The organism is Halospina sp. K52047b, assembly GCF_008709855.1.
Classification (GTDB): Bacteria; Pseudomonadota; Gammaproteobacteria; order Pseudomonadales; family Oleiphilaceae; genus Halospina; species Halospina utahensis_B.
Window position 1 is genome coordinate 82,465 of record NZ_VYJH01000003.1, and the last position, 26,417, is coordinate 108,881.

Annotated in this window: 25 protein-coding genes; 14 read left to right on the top strand and 11 right to left on the bottom strand. The window is 62.6% G+C overall.

The annotated features are described in order from the left end of the window. The first annotated feature begins 56 nt into the window (after positions 1-56). The 3 genes from F3089_RS05030 (at position 57) to F3089_RS05040 (ending at position 4,574) form a co-directional block, all read left to right on the top strand. Positions 57-1,259 carry a BCCT family transporter gene (locus tag F3089_RS05030; protein WP_151439746.1) on the top strand — a complete coding sequence of 401 codons (1,203 nt, stop codon included), beginning with the start codon at positions 57-59 and terminating at the stop codon, positions 1,257-1,259. Between the two features lie 105 nt (positions 1,260-1,364). Next, positions 1,365-2,732, top strand: a complete 1,368-nt coding sequence (locus F3089_RS05035) for a flavin-containing monooxygenase (RefSeq protein WP_151439747.1) — start codon at positions 1,365-1,367, stop codon at positions 2,730-2,732. 156 nt (positions 2,733-2,888) lie between these two features. Continuing rightward, the gene (locus F3089_RS05040; RefSeq protein WP_225741678.1) at positions 2,889-4,574 is read left to right on the top strand and encodes an AMP-binding protein; all 1,686 of its coding nucleotides are present in this window, start codon (positions 2,889-2,891) and stop codon (positions 4,572-4,574) included. Between the two features lie 32 nt (positions 4,575-4,606). Here the strand turns inward: F3089_RS05040 and F3089_RS05045 are convergent, their stop codons facing one another. Continuing rightward, a complete protein-coding gene (locus F3089_RS05045; protein ID WP_151439748.1) occupies positions 4,607-5,467 on the bottom strand; it encodes a tetratricopeptide repeat protein in 861 nt (286 codons plus the stop codon). Between the two features lie 46 nt (positions 5,468-5,513). Further along, positions 5,514-6,473 carry a YbgA family protein gene (locus F3089_RS05050; RefSeq protein ID WP_151439749.1) on the bottom strand — a complete coding sequence of 320 codons (960 nt, stop codon included), beginning with the start codon at positions 6,471-6,473 and terminating at the stop codon, positions 5,514-5,516. Between the two features lie 196 nt (positions 6,474-6,669). Here F3089_RS05050 and F3089_RS05055 point away from each other — a divergent pair, with 196 nt between their 5' ends. Genes F3089_RS05055 through F3089_RS05065 form a run of 3 tightly spaced genes read left to right on the top strand, consistent with a single transcriptional unit; the run spans position 6,670 to position 8,731 of the window. Further along, positions 6,670-7,320, top strand: coding sequence for a hypothetical protein (locus F3089_RS05055; protein ID WP_202405663.1), 651 nt, complete (start codon positions 6,670-6,672; stop codon positions 7,318-7,320). A 9-nt stretch (positions 7,321-7,329) separates the two neighbouring features. Further along, the gene (locus F3089_RS05060; protein ID WP_151439750.1) at positions 7,330-7,941 is read left to right on the top strand and encodes an ABC transporter ATP-binding protein; all 612 of its coding nucleotides are present in this window, start codon (positions 7,330-7,332) and stop codon (positions 7,939-7,941) included. Beyond that, a complete protein-coding gene (locus tag F3089_RS05065) occupies positions 7,928-8,731 on the top strand; it encodes an ABC transporter permease (RefSeq protein WP_151439751.1) in 804 nt (267 codons plus the stop codon). Before F3089_RS05060 ends, F3089_RS05065 begins: the two co-directional genes overlap by 14 nt. 216 nt (positions 8,732-8,947) lie before the next feature. Here the strand turns inward: F3089_RS05065 and F3089_RS05070 are convergent, their stop codons facing one another. Continuing rightward, positions 8,948-9,799, bottom strand: a complete 852-nt coding sequence (locus F3089_RS05070) for an SAM-dependent methyltransferase (RefSeq protein ID WP_151439752.1) — start codon at positions 9,797-9,799, stop codon at positions 8,948-8,950. A gap of 502 nt (positions 9,800-10,301) precedes the next feature. Between F3089_RS05070 and F3089_RS05075 the strand changes: the two genes are divergently transcribed. Genes F3089_RS05075 through F3089_RS05090 form a run of 4 tightly spaced genes read left to right on the top strand, consistent with a single transcriptional unit; the run spans position 10,302 to position 13,741 of the window. Continuing rightward, on the top strand, positions 10,302-10,859 hold the full coding sequence (locus F3089_RS05075) for a nicotinamidase (RefSeq protein WP_151439753.1): 558 nt from the start codon (positions 10,302-10,304) through the stop codon (positions 10,857-10,859). After that, positions 10,856-12,217 carry a nicotinate phosphoribosyltransferase gene (locus F3089_RS05080; RefSeq protein ID WP_286202760.1) on the top strand — a complete coding sequence of 454 codons (1,362 nt, stop codon included), beginning with the start codon at positions 10,856-10,858 and terminating at the stop codon, positions 12,215-12,217. Before F3089_RS05075 ends, F3089_RS05080 begins: the two co-directional genes overlap by 4 nt. Further along, the gene (locus F3089_RS05085) at positions 12,210-12,551 is read left to right on the top strand and encodes a TraR/DksA family transcriptional regulator (RefSeq protein ID WP_151439755.1); all 342 of its coding nucleotides are present in this window, start codon (positions 12,210-12,212) and stop codon (positions 12,549-12,551) included. Before F3089_RS05080 ends, F3089_RS05085 begins: the two co-directional genes overlap by 8 nt. 8 nt (positions 12,552-12,559) lie before the next feature. Further along, on the top strand, positions 12,560-13,741 hold the full coding sequence (locus tag F3089_RS05090; protein WP_151439756.1) for a cation:proton antiporter: 1,182 nt from the start codon (positions 12,560-12,562) through the stop codon (positions 13,739-13,741). Here the strand turns inward: F3089_RS05090 and F3089_RS05095 are convergent. After that, entirely contained in the window at positions 13,727-14,287 is a 561-nt protein-coding gene (locus F3089_RS05095) for a DJ-1 family glyoxalase III (RefSeq protein ID WP_151439757.1), read from the bottom strand. The genes F3089_RS05090 and F3089_RS05095 overlap by 15 nt on opposite strands. Before the next feature lie 21 nt (positions 14,288-14,308). Further along, positions 14,309-14,923, bottom strand: a complete 615-nt coding sequence (locus F3089_RS05100; RefSeq protein WP_151439758.1) for a Yip1 family protein — start codon at positions 14,921-14,923, stop codon at positions 14,309-14,311. A 178-nt stretch (positions 14,924-15,101) separates the two neighbouring features. On the opposite strand from F3089_RS05100, the gene F3089_RS05105 reads away from it, so the two are divergent. Further along, a complete protein-coding gene (locus F3089_RS05105) occupies positions 15,102-15,833 on the top strand; it encodes a sulfite exporter TauE/SafE family protein (RefSeq protein WP_151439759.1) in 732 nt (243 codons plus the stop codon). On the opposite strand, the gene F3089_RS05110 is transcribed toward F3089_RS05105, so the two are convergent. Both F3089_RS05110 and F3089_RS05115 read right to left on the bottom strand, forming a co-directional pair. Then, on the bottom strand, positions 15,834-17,471 hold the full coding sequence (locus F3089_RS05110) for a methyl-accepting chemotaxis protein (protein ID WP_151439760.1): 1,638 nt from the start codon (positions 17,469-17,471) through the stop codon (positions 15,834-15,836). Between the two features lie 107 nt (positions 17,472-17,578). Continuing rightward, positions 17,579-18,511 (bottom strand): LysR family transcriptional regulator, encoded by a 933-nt coding sequence (locus tag F3089_RS05115; RefSeq protein WP_151439761.1) that lies wholly within the window; start codon positions 18,509-18,511, stop codon positions 17,579-17,581. 150 nt (positions 18,512-18,661) lie between these two features. Here F3089_RS05115 and F3089_RS05120 point away from each other — a divergent pair, with 150 nt between their 5' ends. The 3 genes from F3089_RS05120 (at position 18,662) to F3089_RS05130 (ending at position 22,322) form a co-directional block, all read left to right on the top strand. Next, positions 18,662-19,720: an SDR family oxidoreductase gene (locus F3089_RS05120; RefSeq protein ID WP_151440034.1), complete on the top strand. Its 1,059-nt coding sequence runs from the start codon at positions 18,662-18,664 to the stop codon at positions 19,718-19,720. A 93-nt stretch (positions 19,721-19,813) separates the two neighbouring features. Then, positions 19,814-21,130, top strand: a complete 1,317-nt coding sequence (locus tag F3089_RS05125; RefSeq protein WP_151439762.1) for a D-arabinono-1,4-lactone oxidase — start codon at positions 19,814-19,816, stop codon at positions 21,128-21,130. Then, positions 21,123-22,322, top strand: a complete 1,200-nt coding sequence (locus F3089_RS05130) for an alanine racemase (RefSeq protein ID WP_192497280.1) — start codon at positions 21,123-21,125, stop codon at positions 22,320-22,322. The genes F3089_RS05125 and F3089_RS05130 overlap by 8 nt, the downstream gene beginning before the upstream one ends. Before the next feature lie 7 nt (positions 22,323-22,329). Here the strand turns inward: F3089_RS05130 and F3089_RS05135 are convergent, their stop codons facing one another. From F3089_RS05135 to dctP, 4 genes are all read right to left on the bottom strand, one after another. Further along, positions 22,330-23,247, bottom strand: coding sequence for a metal-dependent hydrolase (locus F3089_RS05135; RefSeq protein WP_151439764.1), 918 nt, complete (start codon positions 23,245-23,247; stop codon positions 22,330-22,332). Between the two features lie 105 nt (positions 23,248-23,352). Beyond that, positions 23,353-24,663 (bottom strand): TRAP transporter large permease, encoded by a 1,311-nt coding sequence (locus F3089_RS05140; RefSeq protein ID WP_151439765.1) that lies wholly within the window; start codon positions 24,661-24,663, stop codon positions 23,353-23,355. Beyond that, positions 24,660-25,193, bottom strand: coding sequence for a TRAP transporter small permease subunit (locus F3089_RS05145; protein ID WP_151439766.1), 534 nt, complete (start codon positions 25,191-25,193; stop codon positions 24,660-24,662). Before F3089_RS05145 ends, F3089_RS05140 begins: the two co-directional genes overlap by 4 nt. A 32-nt stretch (positions 25,194-25,225) precedes the next feature. Beyond that, positions 25,226-26,284, bottom strand: coding sequence for a TRAP transporter substrate-binding protein DctP (gene dctP, locus F3089_RS05150; RefSeq protein ID WP_151439767.1), 1,059 nt, complete (start codon positions 26,282-26,284; stop codon positions 25,226-25,228). Positions 26,285-26,417 lie beyond the last annotated feature (133 nt).

The window sequence follows — 26,417 nt, forward strand, 5'->3', positions numbered from 1 at the left end:
GGAATTATTGCCATAAGAAAGCAAATTGACGCCGCAACCAGCAAAGGAGTTGGTTTATGTTGACCTGGCTAAGTATCGGACTGGTATTCACTTTCATCATGATTGCAGTGATTCTCCTGCGATGGGGCAACCTGCAGGTGGTGGGCGTGACACCAGTGCGTACCTTCACCTTCATGGCCATTCTGTTCACTTCCGGCCTCGACGTGGGCCTGATCATGTTCCCGCTCACCGAATTCGGTGGCTATGCGGAGGACTACAGCGTCACCAACCCGCTCGCGATCGAGTTCGGGTTCTGGGCCTTCCTGATCTGGGGCTTCTACTTCCTTACCTGTTTCTACTTCTGCGTGATCGAACCACGGATCAAGTTCTTCGAGATTCCGGTGGTGAAGGTCATCAACAACGTAGTGATCATCGGCACCTGTGCCTTTACCGCCTATCTGCTGCTGAAGAACCTGCCCTGGTATCTTCCGGAAATGGGCGATGACGGCACCGCGCAGACGGTTTTCTACGGCATCGTTTTCGTGTCCATTGCCATGGCCGTCTACTCCAGCACCAGCCTCAAGTATGTGCGGGTGCTGAGCGTGAGCACCAGCTGGATGTTCATCGGTCTGATCGCACTGTTCTGGTACTACGCCTTCATGACCGATAACGGCACCTTCGGGGACTTTGCCGGGACGCTGAGCCTGCTGGGTGGCTACTTCGGCAACATCCATGAGTTCATGCTGCCGCTGAGCGACTACCATGCCTTCTACCTGTACTGGTGGTTCGCCTGGTCCATCATGATCGGCCAGTTCACTTCGCGCTTCGTGGGCGGACTGCGCACCTGGCAGCTGCTGCTGGCGATGCTGTTCCTGCCGTCGATCGCCATCGGTATCTGGTTCACGGTGCTGTACTACTACCATCTGGAGGACATTGGCACCACGGGCGTGTTCAACATCCTCATGGTCACGGTGGGCATCACCATGGTCATCAACTCGCTGGACTCGCTGATCCGCCTCTACACCGACAACCTGAACCTGACGGTGAAGCGCTTCGGTAAGGGTCCCTACTTTGCGGGCAACCTGGTGGCCATGATCGGTCTGACCCTGCTGTTCCAGCTGGAGTTCCTCAGGATCCAGTGGGTCGGTGCCCTGGTGATCGGGATCTACTTCGCGTGCATCCTGTACATCATCGGCCGAAACTGGCGCACCGTGAGCAGCATCAACAGCTCGCCGGAAGAGAACAAGCTGGACTACAGCCTGGTCGATTCCGCGAACTGACCTTCTGATGGGCCGTTGTGGCCGGAATGACTGGATAACGTCTGAATCTTTCTGGTAGAAAAGGACGTTGTCCGGCATTCCAACAACAACACAACGGAGTCCATCATGGATCAAACCCCAAGGGTCGCGGTCATCGGGGCCGGGCCCAGCGGTCTCACGGCAGCCAAGAACTGCCTTGAGGCCGGTCTGGACGTCACTGTGTTCGAGCAGAGTGACCAGGTCGGTGGCAACTGGGTCTTCAACAGTCGCACCGGCCATTCCAGTGTCTACGAGAACACCCACATCATCAGCTCCAGGGCGTGGTCGGAATACGAAGACTTTCCCATGCCTGAGGACTACCCTGAATACCCCAACCATCGCCAGCTGCACGCCTACTTTGAAAGCTATGCGCGCCATTTCGGCGTCATGGACGTCATCCGGTTCGAGCACTGGGTGGATCAGGTTACCCGTAACGAGGACGGCACCTGGCACCTGAAGGTGACAGGGCCCGACGGCATGGCCGTGGAAGAGGATTTTTCCCACCTGATGGTGGCCAACGGGCACCACTGGAATCCCAAGAACCCCGACTATCCGGGCACGTTCAATGGCACCTGGATGCATTCCCACGACTTCAAGGGGGTCAGTGATGAGTGGCGAGGGAAGCGGGTGCTTGTTATCGGTGCCGGTAATTCCGCCTGTGATGTGGCGGTGGAAACGGCCCGGGTGGCGGATCACGTCGCGCTGAGTATGCGCAGTGGCCAGTGGTTCATGCCCAAGTTCATGTTTGGCAAGCCGACGGATGTGCTGGGTTCCAATATGCCCACCTGGGTACCGAACCGCATCCGGCAGCTGCTGTTCACCGGGCTTCTGAAACTCCTCCAGGGGGATTACTACCGCAACTACGGCCTGCCCAGGCCCAGACGGCCGGTGCTGAGCCATCATCCGACCATCAACTCGGATCTGCTGGATTTCATCCGCCACCGGCGCATCCACCCGCGCCCGGCCGTCCGCGAGCTCAATGGAGACAGCGTGATCTTCCAGGACGGGCGCGAGGAAGCGTTTGATCTGGTGGTCGCCTGCACCGGGTTCTGGATCAGCTTCCCTTTCTTCGACCCGTCGTTGATCGACTTCAGCAGTGCCGAGCGGGTACCGCTGTACCGGAAGATGATGCACGCGGACTTCAGCAACCTCTATTTCATCGGTCTGTTCCAGCCTCTGGGCTGCATCTGGCCGCTGGCGGACTACCAGGCGAAGCTGGCCTGTCAGGAAATCCTCGGGCATTACGCCCGTCCGGCCAACATGCGCCTGGCCATCCAGGAGGAGGCCGCCAATCCGCACCTGGATTTTGATGCCGGTGGGCGCCACTCCACCGAGGTGGACTATCACCGGTTCCGGCGGGACCTGAAGAAGGAGCTGCGGAAAGCCGGGGTCGAGATAGGCCGCCCACCCGCCGGCAAGCCCGGGCGCTACAAGGATTTCAGCAGGGCATCATGAAGGGGCAGGCACTGCACTGTTTGTGATCCGCTTCCGCCCATTGATTCAAATTCTGGAGAGAATGTGCCATCGAGGCCAATGCAGTGACAGGGGAAGTTGAATAGTATCCCGACGTTTATACCTTTCCAATAAACCATAACAATCAGGAGCTCTTGGATGATCAAAGTTGATGACAGGCCCACCACGCTGCACAGCCTGTTCTACTGGGCGCAGCGTTCTCCGGACATGGTCTATATGAACCAGCCCTATCCGGACGGTTCGGTGGAGGAGACCACCTGGAAGCAGGCTGCGGACCAGGTGCTGCGCATGGCCGCCCACCTCAGATCCCTGGAACTGCCGGAGAAAAGCTGCATCGCCATTCTGGGCAAGAACAGCGACCACTGGGTCATGGCGGATCTGGCCATCTGGGCTGCCGGTCACGTCTCGGTGCCGCTGTACCCCACACTCAATGGTGACACGGCCGCCTATGTGCTGGAGCACAGTGAGGCGAAGCTGATGATGCTCGGCAAGCTCGATGGCACGGCCGACGGCTGGAACGACATCAAGAACCACATCCCGGCGGATCTTCCGATCATTTCCATGCCCATGTCGCCGCGCAGGGATACCGAGCAGTGGAAGGACATCGTCGCGCGCACCGAGCCGTTGGCTGAGCCGCACCTGCCGTCACCGGATGAGCTGGCCACCCTGGTCTATACCTCCGGCAGCACTGGCAGGCCCAAGGGCGTGATGCACTCGTTCGGAACCATGATCTCGGTGGCCGAGGGGCTCAAGCAGATCTTCCCCGTGGACCAGAACGACCGCATGCTCTCCTACCTGCCACTGGCCCACGTGGCCGAGCGCGCCGCTGTCCAGACGTCCTCGCTGTACTTCGGTTTCCCGCTCTATTTCGCCAACTCCCTGGACACCTTCCAGGAGGACCTGCAGCGGGCGCGCCCGACGCTGTTCTTCTCCGTACCGCGCCTGTGGATGAAGTTCTATCTGGCCATCTGCGACAAGCTGCCGCCGAAGAAGCAGAAGGTGCTGTTCCGGGTTCCGCTGCTCAACCGGGTTGTGAAGCGCAAGATCCTCAAGCAGCTGGGTCTGGACCACGTGCGTGCGGCCCTGACCGGGGCGGCCCCGCTGGCGCCGGAGATCATCCACTGGTACCGCAACATCGGGCTGGAGCTGCTTGAGGTCTACGGCATGTCCGAGAACTTCGGGTATTCCCATGCCAACCGTCCGGGTGACGCCAAGGTTGGCACGGTGGGTCTTCCGAACCCCGGTGTGGAACACCGCGTGACGGACGAGGGCGAGCTTCAGGTGAAGAGCCCTGGGCAGATGCTCGGGTTCTACAAGAACGATGAGAAGACCAGGGAAGAAATCACCGAGGACGGCTTTCTCAGGACCGGCGACATGGCGGAAGTGGATGCCAATGGCTATACCCGCATCACTGGCCGGGTGAAGGATCTGTTCAAGACCGCCAAGGGCAAGTACGTGGTGCCCGTTCCCATCGAGGGCCGGTTCACCCATCCCAGGGTGGAGGTGGTCTGCGTGGCCGGCGCCAATCAGCCCCAGCCCTGTGCCCTGATCACCCTGTCCGAGGAGGCCCAGGCGGAGCTCCAGAAGGGCGGCGACCGCGCGACCATCGAGAAGGAACTGGCGGAAGAGCTGGAGCGGGTGAACTCGCAGGTTGAGGACCACGAGAAGCTGGCGTTCGCGGTGATCGTGAAGGAGCCCTGGACCATGGAGAACGGCATGCTGACGCCGACCATGAAGATCAAGCGCAACGTGATCGAGGATCACTACGCCCAACGGCTGCCAAAGTGGTACGACCAGAAGAAGAAGGTGATCTGGGAGGAGTGACCACCTTCTGTTCTCAGGCGTTGGCTGGCGGGTCAGTCGCCGTGGATGACTTCTTCCAGGCGACGGATCTCGTCCAGGCTTTCCAGGCGTTCCTCGTTACTCATGGCATCCCGGTACAGGCGCTGGTTCTTCCGGCCCTGGGGGCTGCCGTTCTCGGCGGCCAGGGTTGACCAGGCATAGGCCTTCTTCAGGTTGCGCTCTGTGCCTTGGCCCTCGCCATAAAGGTATCCCAGGTTGGCCTGGGCGCCCACATGACCCTGCATGGCCGCTTTCCGGTACCAGCGGTAGGCGGTCTCCGCGTCCTTCTCAACGCCTTCGCCCTGGAAGTGGACGAACCCAAGCATGGCCTGGGCACCGGCGTGGCCGCGCTCTGCGGCCACCCGGTACCAGTAGGCCGCCAGTTCCCGGTCCTTCGGGGCGTTGTTGCGGCCCTCAAAGAGTTCGTCCCCCAGCTGTTTCTGGCGGTCCGGGGAGCTGCGGGCGATCCGGATTTCGCGGGCGAGCAGGCCATCATCCTTTTCCAGATAATCAGTAGCCGGCTGGTAGCCTGCCTCCGCGGCGGCTTCAAGGTGTTTCTCGGCGGCCTCCAGTTTCCGCTCTTCGCGCAGCATCCGGCCGAGCTGGTACCGGGCTTCCGCGATGCCGTGTTCGTTCGCCAGGGTCTCGAGCGCGGCACGGGCCTTGGCATCCGACTCAAAACCTGTGCCGGTTTCCCGGTAAAGGTTGTACAGCTTCATGCGCGCACCGGGATTGCCCATATCGGCAAGCTCGCGATAGAGCTCCGCGGCGGCCTTGTGGTTGCCATCAGCGCGCATGCGGTCCGCATCTTTCAGGGAAGGGGCCGCGCAGGCGGCAAGCAGCAGGACGGTCAGTAACAGCGTGGTTTTCTGCAAAACGGGGAACCTGTTGGTTGTGTGGGCCTCCCGGCCTGCCCGCCCATCAGACGTGGTTGCGCAGGCCGAGCTCGTCCGGGTAGGGAGTAAGATAGTCCTGGCGCTCCAGATAGGCAACGGGTTCCCGCCTCTGGGCCATGCGCAGCAGGGTCATGGGCACCACCAGCGGCACCTGCCCCTGCTGGTACAGGTCGATCTGTTCGTGCAGCATCTCGCGGTCCGCATCGCTCATGGAACCGCGCAGGTAGCCCATCAGGTGCTGCATGGCATTGGCGTGGTCGCCGCGCGTGATCTGTTTCTGCATGGCCTTCATGAAGGCGTTGATGTAGCGTTCGGCGATATCCGCCAGCGGTTCCGCCTTGAGGTCGGAGAGCATGGGGCCGAGTTCCCGGTAGGTCTTCTGGCAGTGCGCCAGGAGCTGGAACTTGTGCCGTGTGTGGAAATCCAGAAGGGCGCTCCGGGTCAGCCCCGCCTCGATCATGCGACACCAGTCGTCGTATACAAAAACGCGCTCGATGAAATTCTCGCGCAGGTGACTGTCATTCAGGCGGCCCTCCTCCTCCACCGGCAGAACCGGGTAGGCTTCCATCAGCGCCTGCGCGAAAAGCCCCCTGCCATCCCGCCGGATGACCTGCCCTTCCTCGTTGTGGATGCGGATGCGTTCCATGCCACAGCTGGGGGACTTGGCCTTGAGGATGAAGCCACGCAGGTCCGTGAGCGAGGGCAGGGCGTCCCGGATCCAGTGCTCCATGGAGGCGGTATGGTCCGCATTGCCACTGGTGGTGATCAGGCGCAGGCCGTCCTGGTGTTCACGCAGGTGGATCGCTGGCCGGGGCACGCCCAGGCCGGCTTCCAGCTCCGGACACAGGGAGCGGAACTCGAAGTAGTGTGAGAGCACCTGGGAACAGTAGCGGGCATGCTTATGGCCGCCGTCGTAGCGGACTTCCTCGCCAAGGAGGCAGGCGCTGATACCCACCGGGATTTTCCGGCCCTGCTCGTAACTCATGGATGACCTCCGGAGACAGACGTATTTCCCTTTTATACGCTCCAGACTAGCAGTGCGATTGAAAGCTGCCGCCCGTGGCCACTTTGTGAGGCAGTGACTCATTGGGCAGGTCGCCGTTTTGCCTAAAGTTCTGGCGGGGATTCGTCACTGGCCGGAACGCGACCTATAATGGCTGCTTCAATCAGGAGGGGGTGTTTTGGAGCGAGCCCGAGTCGTTGCCGGCCTGATGGCCGAGGCCTGCCATGAGCTGCATAACGCCTGGGCGCCGGCATGCCGGCTGCGCACGCGGGTGGGCTCGGGGCGTGCTACCTGGCACCGCTATGATCCCCGCCGTGATGACCATTGCATTACGATTGGTACACTCATGGTCGCGGACAAGGCCCAGCCGGCTCTCTGCGGCGGCTGGCTTTCCACACGGGAGATCCAGGGGCGCGGCTACTTCGGCGGTGCCGTTTCGGAGCTCAACCTGCTCGCCCATGGCTGCTGCCACGAGTTCGCCCACCTGCTCCAGACCCGTTCCGGCGGGCGGCGATACGGCCAGGTGCATAACGCCGCTTTCTATCAGTGGCTGGATCAGCTTCACAGCGCCGGCGCCGCCCATGCCCTGCGCGGCCGGCTGGCGGAGGAAGCCCAGACACGGGGAGTCGTGCTGGCCACTGACATCGTCAGTACCGCCGGAGAAACGGCGCTCCGGGACTTCTCCCCCGGTGACCGGGTGCGTTTCGGACCCGGCCTCCAGGGGCGGATCCGGCGGGTGAACCGGCGCACCTGCACCGTGGACGGCACCGGGCCCTGCCGCGGCCGACGCTATCGGGTACCACCACAGATGATGACTGTTACAGGCTGATCACAACCCATGAACCAGACCCTGATCCTTAATGGCCTTGCCACCGGCGAGCTGGATGCGATTGACCTGACGGTGCCCCCGGGAGGCATCGTCTGTCTCTCCGGCCCTTCGGGCTCCGGAAAATCACGGCTGCTGCGCGCGGTGGCCGACCTGGATCCCCATGATGGGGAGGTCCGTCTCGATGGGACTCCGGCACACAGCCTGAAAGCCAACGAGTGGCGCCGCCGCGTTATGCTGGTGCCCGCCGAGAGCCGCTGGTGGCATGACACCGTGGGCGAACACTGTGGCATACCCCGTGAGTCCGACCTAACGGCACTGGGGTTTGAGCCTGATGTCCACCAGTGGCCCGTCAGCCGCCTGTCGTCCGGCGAGAAGCAGCGCCTGGCCCTGTATCGCGCCCTGTCACTGGACCCCGAGGCCCTGCTGCTTGATGAGCCCACCGCCAACCTCGACGAAGCCACCCGTGACCGGGTCGAGCAGTGGCTGGTCAAGCGCATCCACGACCAGGGCCTGCCGGCACTCTGGGCCACCCATGACCCCAGCCAGATTGCCCGCGTGAGCGATACCCACTACCGCATCAACGGCCGTCGGCTGGAGGAGGCCTCCCATGGAACTGATTGAGCTCCAATACTGGCAGCTGGCGCTTGCCTCCGTGCTGGTGCTGCTTCTTGCAGGCTGTTCCTGGTGGGTTCGCCTTGGTTTCGGCCGCTCCCTGGTGATTGCCGCAGTGCGGACCACCATCCAGCTCTCGCTCATTGGCCTCGTTCTTGAGGCCCTGTTCAGCGTCGGCGCCCTGGGCTGGGTGGCCCTTATGGGCGTGGCAATGGTGATACTGGCCGGTCGTGAAGTCATGATGCGCCAGCGCCGCCGCCTCAGGGGCGGCTGGGCCTTCGGCATCGGCACCTCCGCCATGTTCGTCTCCGCCTTCACCATTGCCGTGATGACCCTGCTCATCGTCATCCGCCCCGATCCCTGGTACCAGCCCCAGTACGCCATCCCGCTGCTGGGCATGATGCTCGGCAACACCATGAACGGCATCGCCCTCAGCCTCGACCGCCTCACCGACACCGTCTGGCGCCAGCGCGAAGACATCGAAGGCCGCCTCATGCTCGGCCAGCGCTGGCAGGACGCCATCAGCGACATCCGCCGGGAAGCCATGCGCTCCGGCATGATTCCCACCATCAACATGATGGCCGCCGCCGGCCTCGTCAGCCTCCCTGGCATGATGACCGGCCAGATCCTCGCCGGCAGCCCACCCGCCCTGGCGGTGAAGTACCAGATTCTCCTGATGTTCACCATCGCCGCCGGCACCGGCTTCGGCACCATGCTGGCGGTGACGGCGGGGAGTTACCGTTTATTCGATCAGAGACAGCGACTCCGGACTGACCGGATCACGAACCCAACGCATTAGGTCGGACTATTCGAAAACTCAGGGATCGCAGGGTGGGGGAGGTCTTACCGGGAAGCTCTGGAGCCATGGATGGCGGAAGAGCAGCGTACACGGATGTATTTACAGCGATTCCCGGTAAGACCTCCCCCACCCTGGGAGCCCGTCTTTAACAGTCCGGACACAAAAAGCCGGCCCCGCGAGGCCGGCTTTTCAATCCAGGTTCACCTGTTCAGGTGATTACTGGGTCTTCTTGAAGCGGAAAATCCCCCAAGTCAGGTAACCACTGTTACCGCCGTTGACCCAGTTCTTCAGACCCGTCTTCATGCGGTCAATGTACTCCTGGGACACCAGGTTCTTCTCGACCAGCTCCTTCTCACGACGCTCAGTCTCCTCCAGAACCCGACCGTAATGACGCGGAAGGTGAGGCGTGTTGTCCTCGAAGTCCACTTCTTCCATGCCATTGCGACGGCAGGCATCCCGGTAGAAGCCAGGGGAGCCCAGAGTATCCAGATGCAGGCGGTCCAGAATCGGCTGCAGAACGCCATCCGGGCAATCATCCGCCATCATCGGATCCGTGAAGATGAACAGACCGCCCGGCTTGAGAACGCGGCCAACCTCCTCGATCACCTTCTCACGGTTGCCGCTGTGAAGGAACGAATCCTGGGAAAACACCACATCAAAGGTACCGTGCTCGAAGGGAAGCTCCTCGAAGTTGCCATCCACGACCGTGATCCTGTCCTCAAGGCCCGCGTCCTTGTTGAAGCCGCGGTTGCGATCGTTCTCGACCTCGGACAGGTTCAGGCCCGTTACATCCAGCCCCAGCGCCTGGTGGAGGTAGCGACCGGAACCGCCGAAACCGGAGCCCAGGTCCAGCAGCTTCTGGCCGGGCTGCACGTGGGGCTTCATCAGCTCGCCCATGTGCTCAACGATCCGGCGGCTGGCGTCAAGGATCGGCTCCTGATCATCCTTGTAGAGGCCAACGTGCAGATCCTCACCTCCCCAGACGTGGAAGTAGAAATTATCGGCATCGGTGCTGTTGTAGTAGTCACGTGCTGTGTTGACGGCTTCACTGTCATACTTCTCGGTCATGAGATCAGACCTCCTCAGTCTGTTGCTTTCCTCGGTAAACGGTTTCCCGCAGCAGCGGATGACGCTTCACACCAGACGATCCGGGGACGATAACCATAGCCACCGCCACGTTACGACGCTGTCCGGCTGGCCGCTCGCCTGCGCGCAGCGGCGCTGCCTGTCTATTTCTGAATCAGTTCTTCTGGTCAGGGAAAGTGTCCATCACGTGTCCGACGAACGTCAGACCAGACCATGCGGGCAGCTTTCCTGCTCAACGGCCTCTCGGTGAGGCCAGACCGAATCGCCCCGCCGGGCAGCGCCATGCGGGACGGGGATTCAAGCAGCGGGGTCACAGCCTTCTGGCTGAGCCCGGGTGGTTGCGGGTTTCGTTTACACCCTACCGGCTTGAGAGAAGATTTCAAGTCCCCCTGGTGGATCGCGGGGGCTCTGATGCTTGATTCAGTCGGGCGCTGGAACCATAGTCGGTACGTGGAAAACCCGATTCAGCCCGGAGGAGGTTCCCATGAACCCGTCCTATGAGAGTGATGATGCGCTCATCGTTGTGGATGTCCAGAACGATTTCTGTCCCGGCGGCGCGCTCGGGGTGGCAGAGGGCGATGCTGTGGTGCCGGTGCTGAACCAGGCCATCGAAGCCGCCCGTCAGGCAGGTGTGCCCGTGGCCGCCTCCCGGGACTGGCATCCCCAGAGCCATTGCAGTTTTGAGGCCCGGGGTGGTCCCTGGCCGCCGCACTGCATCCAGGAGACCGAAGGCGCTGCCTTCCATCCGGATCTGGTACTCACGGACAATGCCCACCTGGTCTCCAAGGGCACCTTCGAGGGTGAGGACCAGTACTCAGCACTGGATGGGACGGGCCTGGGTGACTGGCTGAGGCACCAGGGTGTCCGCCGGCTCTGGATCGGAGGCCTGGCGCAGGATGTCTGCGTTCGGGCCACGGTTCTGGATGCCCTCAGGGAAGGCTTTGCCGTGAATCTGATGCAGGAGGCCACCCGGCCCGTGGATCCCGATGGCGGTCGCAGTGCACTGGAAGAAATGCGCGAAGCCGGCGCCAACATCGTCTGAAGCTGGGAGCGCGCATGCTGTTCACCGACCTCTACGAACTCAGCATGGCCCGCGTCTACCACGCGGAAGGCCTGAACGGGGATGCTGTTTTTGAGCTCTTTTACCGGCGTCTTCCGCAAGGCCGGAACTATGTGCTCAGCTGTGGGCAGACCCGGGCGTTACAGGCGCTGCTCGATTTCCGCATCACGCCGGAAGAGATTGATTGGCTGGAAGGGCTGGGCCGTTTCCCCGGCGACTTTCTGAAAATGCTGTCCGGACTGCGCTTCACCGGGGACGTGGATGTCATCCCGGAGGGCAGCGTGGTGTTCCCGCTGGAGCCCGTGCTCCGTGTGCGGGCGCCGCTGATCCAGGCCCAGCTGGTGGAAACCCTGCTGCTCAACACACTGCATGCCCAGAGCGTGCTGACCAGCAAGGCAGCGCGTGTGGTGCAGGCCGCGGCGGGACGGCCGGTGATGGACTTTGGCGCCCGCAAGGCCCATGGCCGCGAAGGTGCCATGAATCTGGCCCGTGCGGCCTGGGTCGCTGGGGCTGCTGGAACCTCCAATGTCGAGGCCGGGCGCGCGCTGGACATCCCGGTTCTGGGGACCATGGCGCACAGCTTCGTGCAGGTTTATGGCGATGAGGCGCAGGCTTTCCGCGCCTTCAGCCACTACTGGCCGGAGACCACGCTGCTGGTCGACACCTGGGACACCCTCAACGGTGTGGATCGGGTGATCGAACTGTTGCGCAGTGCCGGGGAAGGGCCGCGGCCTGCTACTGCTGTTCGGCTGGACTCCGGGGATCTGCTCGAACTATCCCGCGCTGCCCGTCAGCGCCTGGATGCGGCTGGCTTCCCGGAGGTGAAAATCATTGCGTCTTCCGGGCTCGATGAGTACGCGATCCGGGATCTGGTTGGATCCGGTGCCCCCATCGACGGCTTCGGCGTTGGCACTGAATGGGCAGCGGTTTCGGACGCGGCAAGCATCGATTTCGCCTACAAGCTGGCCGAATACAAGGGTGAACCGCGGATCAAGGCCTCCAGCAATAAAAGTACTTGGCCTGGTCCTAAGCAGGTGTGGCGCCACAGCGAGCAGGGGCGAATGGTCGGAGACACAGTGGCTGCCGCCGACGAACCGGCGCCGGAAGGTGCCGAGCCTCTGCTGCGGCCGGCTATCCGCGCGGGTGAAGTCTGCACTGGGGCCCTTCCCCCGCTGCAGACAGTACGTGAACACGCCGCCCGGGAACTGGCTGCCCTGCCGGAGGCACTCCGGTCGCTTACACCAACGGATACCCATTACCCCGTTGCCATCAGTGATAGACTCGAAAGCCGTAAACAGCAACTGATTCAAAGGTATCGGGGCAGAAAGGGCGATGACTGAGGAACTGGATCCGGAAACCTGGCGACAGCGGCTCCTGGATCTCCGCGAGGAGCTGCAGGCGATTGAGCGTGAAGGCGGGAGCTCGACCGGTACAGTGGAGCTGGACCAGCAGCGCATGGGTCGGCTCTCACGCATGGATGCCCTGCAGGGCCAGCAGATGGCGCAGGCCTCGGCGCGGCGCCGTCAGGAGATGCTGACGCGTATCGAGGGCGCTCTGCGGCGCATTGAGGCCGGGGATTTCGGGGACTGCTTTGTCTGCGGCGAGGCCATCGGTGAGAATCGGCTCAGTGTGGACCCTACCGTTACGCGCTGTATTGACTGCGTCAACGCCTGAGAGACCTGATGACGGACCCTGGAACCACCGTTACACACCTGATCGTGATCGGATTGCTGCTGAGTGTCAGCGTTCTGGCTGACGCCATCGCTACCCGTACCCGCCTCCCCCGCATTTCTCTGCTGGTATTGATCGGCGTCCTGGTCGCCGCAGTGCAGCAGGGCATTCTGGGGTACGCTGAGGCGCGCCCGCTGGGCGAGCTCAGCGAGCCACTGATCACCCTGGCACTGGTTATGGTGGCCTTCCTGCTGGGTGGGGAGCTGACCCTGGACCGGTTGCGTGCTACCGGGCCGGCCATCCTTGTGATCTCGCTGAGTGTGATCGGCGTGGGTGCGGTCGCGGTGGCGGCCGGGTTGCTGGGAGTGGGCTATCCCCTGGCGGTGGCCTTCTCTCTCGCTGCCATTTCGGTGGCCACGGATCCGGCGGCCGTGAGTGAAGCCATCCGTGAAACAGGAAAGGATGACACCCAGTCCCGGGTGATACGCGGAATTGTGGCCATTGACGATGCCTGGGGCATCATCGTGTTCGGGCTGGTGATGGCCGGGCTGGGTTTTCTCGTTTCCGGGGATGGCGCAGGCGCGCTTCTTGAGGCTGGCTGGGAACTGGGCGGGGCGGTGCTTGTCGGTGTGGGGCTGGGCCTTCCGGCGGCCTGGCTGACCGGCAGGCTGCGGCCAGGGGAGCCGACCCAGTCTGAAGCACTGGCACTCGTCTTCCTGATTGCAGGACTGTCCGAATACCTGCATCTCTCCTCCCTTCTGACCGCGATGGTTGCGGGCTTTGTGATCGTCAACGTCACTCACCACCACACCCGTTCCTTCACCGAGATTGAGCACATTGAATGGCCGTTTCTGGTCTTTTTCTTCGTGCTTTCCGGAGCCAGCGTGGATTTTGCGTATCTGGGGTCGGCCGGGGGGCTGATTCTGACCTATATCGGCCTGCGGGTTTTGGGGCGTTATGTGGGCGGACGCCTGGGCGTGACTCTGCTTGGCCACCGGGGGCGGGATTTGAGCCCGGGTATCGGGCTGGCGCTCACACCGCAGGCAGGGGTTGCCATGGGCATGGCACTGCTGGCAGCCGAGCGTCATCCGGAGCACGGCAGTCTGATCGTGGCGACCGTGGTGACATCCACCATTGCGTTTGAGCTTCTCGGCCCCCTGCTGGTGCGGCGGGTGCTGTCACGCGCCGGGTAGGACCATAGGGGCGGCGACCTCGTCGCGCTTCGCCCGGCCGCACAGATGTTCCACCAGGGTCAGGGCGAACGCCAGTGCCGTGCCGGGCCCCTGGCTGGTCATGCAGTGGCCGTCGACCACCACCCGCTCACCAATCCGGCTCTGGTTGGTGAGCTTGCTTTGGAAGCCGGGGTGCGCGGTTGCCGCGTGGCCCTCAAGCAGTCCATTGGGTTCCAGTGCCACAGCCGGGGCCGCACAGATGGCCCCGTAGAGTCGGCCGGCTTCCTTCTGGGCCCGCAGCATCCCCACCAGGGGGGCACTGTCGCCCAGGTTCCGGGCTCCCGGCATGCCGCCGGGAAGCGCTATGAGGTCGAAGGTCCGGTCGCTGCAGTCCGTAATCAGGGTGTCGGCAGTGATCCGCGTCTCCCGGGCCGCGGTGACAGTGGCATCAGCGTGCACACTGGCCACGGTTACCTCGACGCCGGCGCGGCGGAGTACGTCAATGATGGTGACGGACTCTATGTCCTCACTGCCGTTGGCAATGGGGACCAGTGCCGTTGCAGTCATGGATCCTCCTTCTGTGGGGGCTTAAAGGCCTGCCTCAACAAAGGTGGGGCCAAAGCCGAAGTTCCACAACAGGCCGGTGGTCGCCAGGGTACTCACGAGCAGTACCAGTGCGAGCGTCAGGATGCCGCCGCAGTAGACCATCGACTGTTCCTTGCTCATGCCCATCACTACGGGCACCCCTTTCCACATCAGCCAGGCGCCATAACTGGCGGCTGCCAGCAGGATCATGGCATTGCCCCAGGGGTCCGGGTAGAGCAGGGTCAGGCCGGCGATGTACATGGGCGTGAGTGAATAGGCCACCAGGGCCAGGGCGTTGTTGCCGTTCTCTTCCTTCTCCGCGCCAAAGGTGGTGGCCATCCAGTTGATGCCGTAACCCAGGGCGAAACTGCCTGCGAGAATGGCCAGGTAGGTCAGGATGACCAGCTGCATGGCACTGTCCGGTGTCAGCTTGATGAGCCGGTCACCGATGGTCCACCCGGTTTCCACGGTGCCGATATAGGCGGAGATCGGTCCGATCAGGGCCAGGATAACGATGTAGAGGCCGTAGACCACCATCGGTGTGGGTTTTTCCTGCTTGATGGCCGCCCATTCGGTTTCAGGGCGGAAGAGCATGCCAAAGGCGTGACTGAGGATCATGGTGCAATTCCCTGTTTTGTTGTTGGAGCGGGACCTTTCAGGCCCGGAACGGTTACCAGTGTAATACACCATGGAGACAGTGCGTTAAGCGCCGCATCACTGCATTGCGTTATATCAAGACGGGCACGCGGATCCGGTTCTGGTAGACTGCGCGCTCCATGCTTGGGAGTGGTGGATCATGGCGGAACTGGCGCTGTATCAGATACTGCTTGCGAATCTCGTGGTTCTGGCCGGAGCCTGCCTGCAGGGGGTTGTGGGCTATGGCATCGGCACCCTGTCCGCGCCATTGCTGTTTCTTATCAGCCCCGTGCTGGTGCCTGGTCCGCTGACCCTGAACGCCACCCTGCTCACTGTCATGATGCTGGTGCGCAACCGGATGGCGGTGCGCGTCCGCGAGGTGCGTCTGGCGATCGGCGGCGGCGTGGTCGGAACCTGCCTGGCCGCTGCTACCCTTATGGCGATTTCACCCCGGGGGTTCGAACTGATATTCGGCGTGCTGATCCTGGTGGCTGTGGGGCTGAGCGTGGCTGGCTGGCGACCGCGCCTGAGCGGGCGCAGCAGTGTTCTGGCCGGCATGGCCTCGACCTTCATGGGGACCATTACCGCCGTGGGTGGCCCGCCCATCGCCATGATCTACCAGAACGAGCGCGGCCCACTGGTACGCGCCAACATGTCCGCCTTCTTTCTGTTCGCCAGCCTCCTGAGTCTCAGCGCGTTGGCGTTCTCAGGCTATCTGGGGGCGCGTGAGTGGCTGCTGTTTCTGGTTACCTTCCCCGGCGTGATCGCCGGATTCCTGCTGTCCGCGCGCTTTGTGGGCAGGGTCGACGGCGAACGGCTGCGCGGTCTGATACTGGGCATCGCCGCCCTCGCCGGGGCGGCGGCCCTTGTACAGGGGCTGCTCAGCCTGTAGTCAGGTCCGGAACCGTGAGACCTGGTCGCTCAATGACCGGGCGTATTCCGCCAGCTGCTCGCTCACGCTGTTGAGGTTCCTGGACCGCTCATCGCTGTCCTGGGCCAGGTCGTTGATGCGGGTGACGTTCTGGTTGATCTCTTCCACTGCCTGGGTCTGTTCTTCGGTGGCCGAAGCGACGCTGGCGTTGATGTCCGTGATCCGGTTCATGCCCTCCAGGATGGTGTTGAGCTCCTCCTCGGCACGGTTTGAGCTTTCCACGCTCTGGGTGGCCTGCTGACGGCCGGTTTCCATGACGTTGACGATGTTCGAGACGCCGCTCTGCAGGTTCTCGATCATGTCGTTGATCTCGGTGGTCGATTTCTGGGTGCGCTGGGCCAGGGTGCGCACTTCATCCGCCACCACGGAGAAACCACGCCCGTGCTCTCCGGCACGCGCTGCCTCGATGGCGGCGTTGAGGGCCAGCAGGTTGGTCTGGTCGGCAATGCCGCGGATGACGTCCAGCACCGTGGAGATGTTGCCCGAATCTTCCGAGAGCTTCTGGATCACCTCCACTGCCTGCTGGATCTGGTCCGCGAGCCGCTTCACTTCGCTTGAGGCTTCGTGAATGATCCGACTGCCGGAATTGGCGCTTTCATGGGTGCTACGGGTGATCTCGGCGGCCTGATTGGCGTTCGAGGCGACCTCCTCGATAGCACTCTGCACTTCGTTGATGGCCGCTGCGACCTGGTTGATGGATTCGGTCTGGTGATAGATGCCGTCACGGTTGGCCTCGGCGGTCTGTTTCAGTTCTCCGGCGCCCTGGTCCAGGCTGGTCGACAGTTCCTTGATTTCGCTGATCATTGACTGGAGATTGGCAAGCACGGCGTTGAAGCTGTCCGCCAGCCTGCCGAGGTCGTCATTGGCATCGGACTCCACCCGCTGGCTCAGGTCCCCTTCGCCCTGGGCAATGTCATCGAGCCGCTTTCTCAACTGGGTAATGGTGCCGATGATCAGTCTGGTGGCAAACAGGAAGATGCCGATGCTGATGGCAAGCACAACCAGGGTCGTGATCACTGTGGTGACAATGCTTGCCCGACCCTTTTCAGAGGCGTTGGAGGCGGTGGCGATGGCTTCCTCATCGGTGAATTCGCCGGCTTCATTGTAGAAAGTGCGTAACTCGTCAAAACGGGGGATGGTTTCGTTCTTCATGCGTTCCCTGGCGCGTTGCGGGTTACCACGGGCAGCTATCTCGTTGACCGCTTCCGCGCTGCTGCGCCACCTGGAAAACGCGTCTTCGAAACCTGAGAGGTGCTCGTTGATGCCGGTGCCGTCCATGCTTTCGCGGGCCTGGTTCATGCGCTCCAGGGCCTGGTCCGCGTTCTCAGAAAAGGTCTCACGGTGCTCGGCGAGAGACTCGCCTCGTGTGGCGGCCACCAGCATGGCGTCCTGGGCAATGTAGGCCTGGTGCAGGTCCCGGTCCGCATTCAGGACGGCACTGATTGAGGGCAGGAAAGTGCCCGAGACGTCATCGATGTCATCAACCAGATCCTGGACGGTTGTTACCTTAAGGACCCCAAGCAGAATAATGGCCAACCCCGTTATCGCAAACGGAAGCAGCATTTTTGTTTTGAGCCCGATTTTTTTTATGGCTTGCATGGCTGTCTCCACGACAAGGGGATGACTCTGCATTCAATGTTCAAAGTAGCAGAATTTGCGGGGACTACTGAGTCGATTAAGCATGTTTCTGTGCAATTGGTTGCCGCTCAGTAGTTCGTATCCCAGCAATCCCAGGGTGGGTTTGGACTCAACGACTCGAAAAGGAAATCGAGGAACGCACGAACCTTGCGGGCTCGCAGCCGCCGCTCGGTGGTCAGCACATAAAGATCGCGACGGCCCGATACGACTTCGCAACGCCAGGCTTTGAGCACAGGCACCAACTCTCCGCTGGCGAGCGCATCCGCGACCAACCAGGTTGGAAACAGCACCAGGCCCTGCCCCATCAGAGCGGCAAGGAGCAGGCTCTCTGCGTCATTGCTGTAGAGGCTTCCGGAAACCTCATAAGGGATTGCGGATGACTCGCCGGCTGCCTGGAAGTACCAGCGTTGGCGGCCCATCTCGCCCTGATAGACAAGACAGTTGTGCCCGGCCAGTTCTTCCGGGGTGTCCGGTTCGCCGTGGGTGTGCAGGTAGCGTGGCGCGGCGGCCACGACGTAGTTCATTGGCGCCAGGCGGCGCGCAACCAGTGATGAGTCAGCGAGGTCGCCCACCCGAAAGGTGATGTCGTGCCCTTCGCGCACGGGATCGACGACGCGATCGTCAAACTGCAATTCCGCCTTGATGCCGGGATGACGACGCTGGAAATGGTGGAGTAGCGGTACGACCTGGTGCTGGCCGAAGGCGACGGGCGCATTGATACGCAGTACCCCACTGGGTTCCGCGCTGGGATGCGCCAGCGCTTCGGTTGCGGCGTCCAGTCGTTCGAGCACTTCCCTGACTTCTTCGTAATAGCGCCATCCTGCTTCGGTCAGCGTCACGGCCCGGGTATGGCGGTACAGCAGGGGCTGCCCGAGGGCCTCCTCCAGCCCGCGAATCTGTCGGGAAATGGAGGATACGGCGCGGTGGAAGTGGCGTGCCGTGGCGGTAAAGCTGCTAGTTGCAGCCACCCGCTCGAAGATACGCAGGGCATTGAGGTCCATGGTTCCGAGGTCCATCAAGTTGCGTGAAATGCAATAAATATTTGCGACTATTTCTATTGTAGCAACGGTAGGCCCCTACCAGACTAACGGGCATCGAATGATCCCATTCCAATGGGCATTCCCCCTGAGCCTGAAAAAGGAACCTGAATGATGCGTAAAGGCACGGCACTGGTGGTGGGCGCTACCGGCATTACGGGTGGCAACCTCGCCACCTATCTAACCGCGAGCGGTTGGACCGTCTACGGTCTCTCCCGGCGAGCAACGGAGCAGAGTGGTGTGATTCCCGTGAGCGCCGATCTCCTGGACGAGGCGGCGGCGACCGAGGCCCTGGCCGGCCTTGCGATCACCCACGTGTTCTACTGTACCTGGGTGGGGCGCGACAGCGAGAAGGCCAACGTCGAGGCCAACAGTGCCATGATGCGCAACCTGTTCGCGGCACTGGACAAAGAGAACCTGCAGCACGCCTCCCTGGTCACCGGGACCAAGCAGTATCTCGGCTCGTTTGAAGCCTATGGCAGTGGGCGTATCGAGACCCCATTCCGCGAATCGGAGCCGCGCGTTCCGGGAGATAACTTCTACTACGCGCTGGAAGACGTCCTTTTTGAAGCCTCTGAACGTCACGGCTTTGCCTGGAATGTGCACCGGCCGCATACGGTGATCGGCTATGCGCGCGGCAACGCCATGAACATGGGCGTGACACTGGCGGTGTACGCTTCGATCTGTCAGGAGACCGGTCAACCGTTCGTGTTTCCGGGCTCAACAATTCAGTGGAATGCACTGACCGACATGACGGATGCACTGGTATTGGCGCGTCAGATGGAGTGGGCGGCAACCACGCCGGGTGCAGCCAATCAGGCCTTCAATACGGTGAACGGGGACGTCTTCCGTTGGCGACGGATGTGGCGGGAGATCGGTGAATATTTCGGCCTTGAGGTGGCGGACTGCCCCGAGACGCCGCAGCCGTTGGAATCACAGATGGCGGATGCCGAGTCGACCTGGCGTGCGATCGCTGAGAAGCACGAACTGGTTGAGTCGGACGTCAGCAAGCTCGCCTCCTGGTGGCATACGGATGCTGACCTGGGGCGCGATCAGGAGTGCGTCAACGACACGACGAAATGCCGCGATTTCGGCTTTGACCACTTCCGTGAGACCCGTGGTGCATTCCTCGACCTGTTCGAACGGCTGCGGGCTGAGCGGATCATTCCCTGAGACAGCAGATGCTCTGAACGTGACACAGTCCCTGCGTTGCTGCCTCCAGGACCATGGCACAATGCGGACTCCAATCCCGAAGGGGTGCAAGTCATGGACAGCAGGGCAGCAGCGGCCGACAGGCCTGCTCCATCGGAATGGTGCAACTGGTCCGGCCACCAGGGCGCGTGCCCCGGCACGTTTGCCCAGCCGGAGACGCTTGGGGCACTGCGTGACGCGGTGAGCAATGCCCGCCAGCTGCGCGTGGTGGGCGCCGGGCATTCCTTCACGCCCCTGGTTCCCACCGGCGGAACACTGGTCAACCTGGACCGGATGGGCGGCCTCCGGTTGGTGGATCTTGAATCACGGAGCGCCTGGGTGGGCGCCGGCAGCCGCCTGCGCGACCTTTCGCCGGCCTTCCAGGAACGGGGGCTGGCTTTCAATAATCTGGGCGACATTGATGCCCAGGCGCTGGCCGGGGCTGGCGGGACGGCGACCCATGGGACCGGTCTAGGGCTGTCCTGCCTGTCTGCGGATATCACTGGGGCCAGGATGCTGACCGCCAGTGGTGACGACCTGGACATCACGCTCGAAGACGACCCTGACCGGCTGCGGGCCGCGCAGGTGTCACTGGGTGCCCTGGGTGTGATTCACGAACTCCGGGTGGCGCTGCGCCCGAGCTTCCGGCTGCACCGCAGGAGCTGGGCGGAACCGCTGGAAACTATCCTGGTGAATGCCCCGGCGCGGTGGGAACAGCACCGCAACTTCGAGTTCTTCTACATTCCCTTCTCTGGGTGGGGGATGTGCATCGCCCATGACGAGACTACGGCAGAGCCCACGGAACGGGCACCCAGTACCGATGACGATGATGTGATGAAGCTGAAGCACCTGCGTGACTGGGTGGGATGGAGCAGTCGGCTGCGCCGGGCCATCCTGGGACGGGTGGTTAAGGGCGTGAAGCCCGAGGACGTGGTCGGCGACAGCTGGCGGTTGCTGGCGAACGAGCGCAACGTGCGCTTCAACGAGATGGAATACCACCTGCTGCCGGAGAACGCCCTGGATGTGCTGCGTGAGGTGATCGCGGTGATCGAACGGGAACGCCCGGATGTGTTCTTCCCCATCGAGGTGCGCCGCACTGCCGGGGACGAGGCCTGGCTGAGCCCGTTCAATGATGGCGGGCGGATTTCCATTGCCGTCCACAGCCATGCCCCGGATGACGACCAGTGGTTCTTCACCCATGTTGAGCCCATCTTCCGGCGCGCCGGCGGCCGCCCGCACTGGGGCAAGCTGCATTCACTGGGGGCGGCGGAACTGGCTGATCTTTATCCGGATTTTGACCGCTTCCTGCAACTGCGCCGGGAGCTGGACCCGGGCAACAAGCTGGTCAATGCGCACACTGCCCGTCTCTGGGGAGAACCACACCATGAGTGAGCCGGCACGCGATCCCTATTTCCAGGGCATTCAATCGGCCCTGGCCGAGGCCGGCGCCGTCGGCCCCACGCTGGTGGTGGACCGTGGCCGGTTGGATGCCAACATCGAGACGCTCATGAACCAGCTGCCGGCGGGCATGGGCTACCGGATCGTGGCCAAGTCGCTGCCGTCGCCGGATCTGCTGGCCCATGTACGCCGCCGTACCGGAACCAACCGGCTGATGACGTTCAACCAGCCCATGCTCCAGGCACTGGGGCAGCTCATGCCGGATACCGAGCAAATGCTGGGCAAGCCGCTATCCGAGGCGGCGGTGCGAACCCACCTGGCCGGGTTGCCGGAACCACGCCAGCAGAGAGCGGACCGCATCCAGTGGCTGGCGGATACCGCCGAGCGCCTCGACCGTTACGAGCGGGCTGCGGCGGATTTCGGCGTGACCCTGCGGATCAACCTGGAGCTGGACGTGGGCCTTCACCGGGGTGGCCTGGTTCCGGGGCAGCAGCTGGAGGAAGTGCTGGAACACATCCGGGAGAGCGACTGGCTGGGTCTGGCCGGGTTCATGGGGTATGAGCCGCACCTGGCGTCCATTCCCGAGTTCCTGGGATGGCGCCGACGGCTGCTGGAGCGGGCCAGGGCCCTGTACCGGTCCGCACTGCGGCAGGCCGAGTCGGTGTTCGGGGCGGGTACGGCTGATCGTCTCACCCGCAATGCCGGCGGCAGCCCGACCTACCGGATGCACCCGGATACAGCCATTGCCAACGAGGTCTCGGTGGGGTCGGCCCTGGTCAAGCCGACCCACTTTGATCTCCCGGACCTGGCGCAGCACCAGCCGGCCTGCTTCATCGCCACGCCGGTCCTGAAAGGGCCGGTGCCGACCCGCGTGCCCGGCCTGGAGTGGATCAGCGGTTTGGGGCGTCTGCTCCGGCCGAAGACGGCGAGTGCCATTTTTATTCATGGTGGGAACTGGCTGGCGGACCCGGTCGACCCGCCGGGACTGCGCTACAACCGGTTGCTTGGCCGATCCTCCAACCAGGAAATGCTCAACGGCGACCGCCGGCTGGCCATCCAGCCGGAGGAGTTCGTGTTCCTGCGGCCCCACCAGAGCGAGGCCGTGTTCCTGCAGTTCGGCGACATCGCTGTCTATGAGGACGGCGCCATCGAGGACTGGTGGCCGGTACTGCCGCCGTCGGCCTGAGGATGGCTCAGTGCCGGGTGGCGTCGGCGGCGATGGCCTGCTGGTAGGCCTTTTCCGCCTCCTCGGCCAACTCGTCCAGTCCCTGCAGGTGGCGGCTGTTGTCCTGCTGCCAGGGGTGGAAGCTGTACTTGAAGTATTCCAGCCATGAGGGGATCTGGCGGCGCAGCAGACCGGGGCGACCGAACAGGGTGTTGAGCACCGTAAGGTGGCCGCGCCAGCCCTCGCGCTGGCAGGCGTCGCTGGCGGCGCTCATCTGCAGGTAGAAGCGGGTAACGTTGGTCCAGAAGAGAGTGGTGGCGCGCAGCATGCCCACCACCCGGTGCGCATAGGCCTGCGGGCCGCGCCCCACGCATTGCTCCCAGACGTCGTAGCACACGGACTTGTGCTCGACCTCTTCCATGGCGTGCCATTCCCACATGCGCCGGTAGTCCTCCTGGGAGCCTTCCAGGATTTCCGGATGATCCAGCAGGAAGCCGCCCATCAGGGCCGTAAAGTGTTCCAGTGCAATGGTCTCGCACAACAGGTCCTGGCGGCTGCCGTGCTTCTTGAACCAGTCCAGCATCTGGCGCACATGCTGGTCGAGGCGCCCGGCGGGCAGCCCGGCGTCTTCCATGAGCTGGTTGTACTCCGCATGCTCGCGGCTGTGGTAGGCCTCCTGGGCGATGAAGGCGGAGGCCGCCTTGCGCAGGTCCGGGTCCGGGATCTCATCCCGGTAGGCGCGCACGGCATCGATGAACAGCCGCTCGCCGGCCGGGAAGAACAGCGACAGGGTGTTCATGAACTGGCTCAGGTGCGGGCCCATGGCATGCCAGTCGTGGATGCGTTCCTTCGGCGGCAGGAAGTGCAGGTCCCGGCGCTCCGGAATCATCATGCCGCTTTCGGTTTCGTCCGGGGTGGAACCGGCCTGGATCGTGGATTCAGCCATGACGCCGTCTCCCTTTGTTGGATGAGTCACCTTCCAATGTAATCCTCAAGGGGGTACCGGCAAGACCCGGGTGACGCGGGGAGGCGTCACCCGGGCAAAGCGTGTTCAGAAGAACAGCTCCGGCAGCCAGGTGGCGATCTGCGGGAAAACCATGATGATCGCTACGCCGATGATCTCCACAATCACGAAGGGAACCACCGAGCGGTAGATGTCCTTCATGGTGATGCCCTCCGGCACAATCCCCTTGAGGTAGAAGAGGTTGAAGCCGAAAGGCGGGGTCATGTAGCCGATTTCCATGTTGATCATGAACAGGATGCCGAACCAGACTGGGTCGAAGCCCATGGACTCCACAATGGGCGTGAACACCGGCAGGGTGATCAGCATGATGCCGACCGGGTCCAGGACCATGGCCAGCAGGAACACGATCAGCATCATCGCGATGATCACACCCCAGTCCCCGAAGGGAATCATGGCCATCGCGCTTTCGATCAGCTCCTGGGCGCCCATGCTCTGGTAGGCGGCGCTGAACGCGTGGGCCGCAAACAGGATCCACATGATCATGCCGGTAAGCTTGAAGGTGCGGATGGCTGCCCCGTAGAGCACGGACCACTTGAACTGGCGGTAAACCGCCGCGGATATCAGGGCACCCAATACCCCCATGGCGGCCGCCTCGGTCGGCGTGGTAACGCCGCCGATGATCGAGCCCAGGACCATGACCACCACCCCGATCGGCAGCAGCACGGCACGCAGGGCGCGGAGCTTCTCGGGCCAGGTGCCGCGCTGCTCCCTGGGCAGGGCTGGTGCCAGCTCGGGCTGCAGCTGGCACCGCACCAGTATGTAGATGGACGTCAGAACCATCAGCAGTATGCCCGGAAGGATACCGGCGGCGAACATCTGGCCTACTGAGACGTCGGTGATCAGCGCGTAGAGGATCATCATGATGCTCGGCGGGATCAGGATCCCCCAGCCACCACCGGTGTTGATGACGCCGAGCGCCATCTCCCGGTCGTAACCACGCTCCAGCATCGAGGGCAACGCGATCGTACCCATGGCCACCACGGCGGCACCGCTGATCCCGACCATGGCAGCGAAAACCGCGCAGATGCCCAGGGTGCCCAGCGCCAGCCCGCCCCTAAGACCGCCGCACCACAGGTGCATCATCCGGTACAGGTCCCGCGCGACCCCCGTTCGTTCAAGGATCATTGCCATGAACACGAACAGCGGTATCGCCACGAGCGTGAAGCTGCCCATGGTGCTCCAGATCTGGGAGACCACCATGAAGAAGGAGTCGAAGCCCCAGGTGAAGTAGAGGAAGATCACGGAGACGCCGCCAAGCACGAACGCCAGCGGTAGCCCCAGGATGAGGAAGAACAGCAGTGCCCCGAAAAAGAGCAGCGTCAGGAGTTCAATGCTCACGGCTGCTCTCCTTCACTGTCGGTTGCGTCAGTGAGGTTGAAGGCCACCATGATGTCCTGCAGCAGCTTGGCCAGCCCCTGCAGCACCAACAGGCCGGTGCCGACCGGAATGGCCAGCTTGACCGGCCAGATGGGTGGGTTCCAGGCGGAATGGGAGGTCTCCCAGCCGGAAATGGAATCCCAGGCCATCTCGATGCCGAACCACAGCAGCGTCAGGGTGAAGAGGAAGAACACCACCGACGTAACGATATCCAGCCCGGCCCGCTTGCGGGGCGCCAGGTTGGAATGGAGAAGGTCGACGTTGACATGCCCGCCGTGGGCAAGGACGTAGCCGCCGGACATGACGGCATAGATCCCGAACAGCATCTGGGTGAGTTCGTTCGTCCACACCGTCGGGGCGTTCAGCAGGTAGCGAAAGCCGACCTCCAGCAGGAGGAAGGCGAACATCGCGAAGATGATAAGCGCGACCACGCGCCCGACGGCATCATTCAGCCGGGTTACCCCGGCTATGAATGCGTTGATGGCCCCCATGGTTTACTCCAAGGTAGCAGCGATGACCGGGTTCAGAGGTAGCCGAGTTCCCTGAGGTAGTCCTTGAGCATCCCCATGGCCTTTTCAGCCCTGTCACTGCGCTCGGCTTCTTTCGCCCAGAGACCACGGGCGGTCTCCATTAGTTTGTTCTGAACGTCCTGGGGCAGTGTGTTGATCTTCACACCGAGCTCCTCCTGGGCTTTGGCCAGGACCAGGCGCTCCTTGTACTGGTACTCATTGGTGCGGACCCAGAACTGTTCATCGAGCGCGTTTTTGACCACTTTCTGCATCTCTTTCGGCAGATCGCCCAGCGCCTTCTGGCTCACAATGATCACGTCGGTACCCGCAATGTTGAGGGCCGGGCGCACGTGATACTTGGCGATCTCGTAGAGGCCCATGCTGTAGGCGCCCTGGACGGCTCCCCAGTGGGCTCCGTCAACCACGCCCGAATCCAGCGCGGAATAGAGCTCACTGCCCGGGATATAGGAAGCGGCGGCACCAGCTTCGGTCAGGAAGGACTGGAGGGCGCCGGAAGAGCGGATCTTCATGCTGGTGAAATCGTCCCAGCTTTCAATCGGCTCCTTTACCACCATCTCGGTCGGGTAGACCTTGTCGGTTGCCCAGTAGACATCGTGCTCGGCCGCTTCCTCGCGCAGCATCTGCTCAAAGCCCAGGTTCTTGTGGAAGTAGGCCACTTCCCAGACATTGCGGAAGGCAAAGGGCAGCCCGGATGCGATGCCGGCCAGCGAGATCTCGTCCTGGGCGTACTGGGGCGAGATGGTCCCCATTTCCAGGACACCGCGGCTGACGGCCTCAAAGGTTTCCTTGGCGTCAAAGAGCGCGCCCGCCTCGTGGAGTTCCAGTTGCAGACGCCCGTCGGTGCGTTCCTCCAGAACGCGCTTGAGGCGTTTCAGGCTATCCGTGTACGAGCTGCTGGAGCTCGGCCAGTGTGACTGAACCTTCCAGGTCCAGGTTTCCTCTGAATCGTCCTGTGCGACCACCGGGGTAGCAGCCAGTGCGGCCGACATCCCGAGCGTCAGCGCGGAGGCGTAAAGGGTCAGTGTCTGGCGGGCACGCGAAAGAAGGCTCATGACGGACCTCGTTCGTTGTTGTATTTGTGTTTATAGTTTTACTAGGCAGAATCATTGATTGCACAATGAATTCTATTGTTTGAAATTAGCATAAGGCCTTAGCCATCGAAACCCCTCAGACCATTACAGGAGC

Bases quoted from the DNA above. Each gene is read 5' to 3' on its own strand.
- F3089_RS05030 (WP_151439746.1), top strand. From the start codon at position 57: ATGTTGACCTGGCTAAGTATCGGACTGGTATTCACTTTCATCATGATT.
- F3089_RS05035 (WP_151439747.1), top strand. From the start codon at position 1,365: ATGGATCAAACCCCAAGGGTCGCGGTCATCGGGGCCGGGCCCAGCGGT.
- F3089_RS05040 (WP_225741678.1), top strand. From the start codon at position 2,889: ATGATCAAAGTTGATGACAGGCCCACCACGCTGCACAGCCTGTTCTAC.
- F3089_RS05050 (WP_151439749.1), bottom strand. From the start codon at position 6,473: ATGAGTTACGAGCAGGGCCGGAAAATCCCGGTGGGTATCAGCGCCTGC.
- F3089_RS05060 (WP_151439750.1), top strand. From the start codon at position 7,330: ATGAACCAGACCCTGATCCTTAATGGCCTTGCCACCGGCGAGCTGGAT.
- F3089_RS05065 (WP_151439751.1), top strand. From the start codon at position 7,928: ATGGAACTGATTGAGCTCCAATACTGGCAGCTGGCGCTTGCCTCCGTG.
- F3089_RS05070 (WP_151439752.1), bottom strand. From the start codon at position 9,799: ATGACCGAGAAGTATGACAGTGAAGCCGTCAACACAGCACGTGACTAC.
- F3089_RS05075 (WP_151439753.1), top strand. From the start codon at position 10,302: ATGAACCCGTCCTATGAGAGTGATGATGCGCTCATCGTTGTGGATGTC.
- F3089_RS05085 (WP_151439755.1), top strand. From the start codon at position 12,210: ATGACTGAGGAACTGGATCCGGAAACCTGGCGACAGCGGCTCCTGGAT.
- F3089_RS05090 (WP_151439756.1), top strand. From the start codon at position 12,560: ATGACGGACCCTGGAACCACCGTTACACACCTGATCGTGATCGGATTG.
- F3089_RS05095 (WP_151439757.1), bottom strand. From the start codon at position 14,287: ATGACTGCAACGGCACTGGTCCCCATTGCCAACGGCAGTGAGGACATA.
- F3089_RS05100 (WP_151439758.1), bottom strand. From the start codon at position 14,923: ATGATCCTCAGTCACGCCTTTGGCATGCTCTTCCGCCCTGAAACCGAA.
- F3089_RS05105 (WP_151439759.1), top strand. From the start codon at position 15,102: ATGGCGGAACTGGCGCTGTATCAGATACTGCTTGCGAATCTCGTGGTT.
- F3089_RS05110 (WP_151439760.1), bottom strand. From the start codon at position 17,471: ATGCAAGCCATAAAAAAAATCGGGCTCAAAACAAAAATGCTGCTTCCG.
- F3089_RS05115 (WP_151439761.1), bottom strand. From the start codon at position 18,511: ATGGACCTCAATGCCCTGCGTATCTTCGAGCGGGTGGCTGCAACTAGC.
- F3089_RS05120 (WP_151440034.1), top strand. From the start codon at position 18,662: ATGCGTAAAGGCACGGCACTGGTGGTGGGCGCTACCGGCATTACGGGT.
- F3089_RS05125 (WP_151439762.1), top strand. From the start codon at position 19,814: ATGGACAGCAGGGCAGCAGCGGCCGACAGGCCTGCTCCATCGGAATGG.
- F3089_RS05130 (WP_192497280.1), top strand. From the start codon at position 21,123: ATGAGTGAGCCGGCACGCGATCCCTATTTCCAGGGCATTCAATCGGCC.
- F3089_RS05135 (WP_151439764.1), bottom strand. From the start codon at position 23,247: ATGGCTGAATCCACGATCCAGGCCGGTTCCACCCCGGACGAAACCGAA.
- F3089_RS05145 (WP_151439766.1), bottom strand. From the start codon at position 25,193: ATGGGGGCCATCAACGCATTCATAGCCGGGGTAACCCGGCTGAATGAT.
- dctP (WP_151439767.1), bottom strand. From the start codon at position 26,284: ATGAGCCTTCTTTCGCGTGCCCGCCAGACACTGACCCTTTACGCCTCC.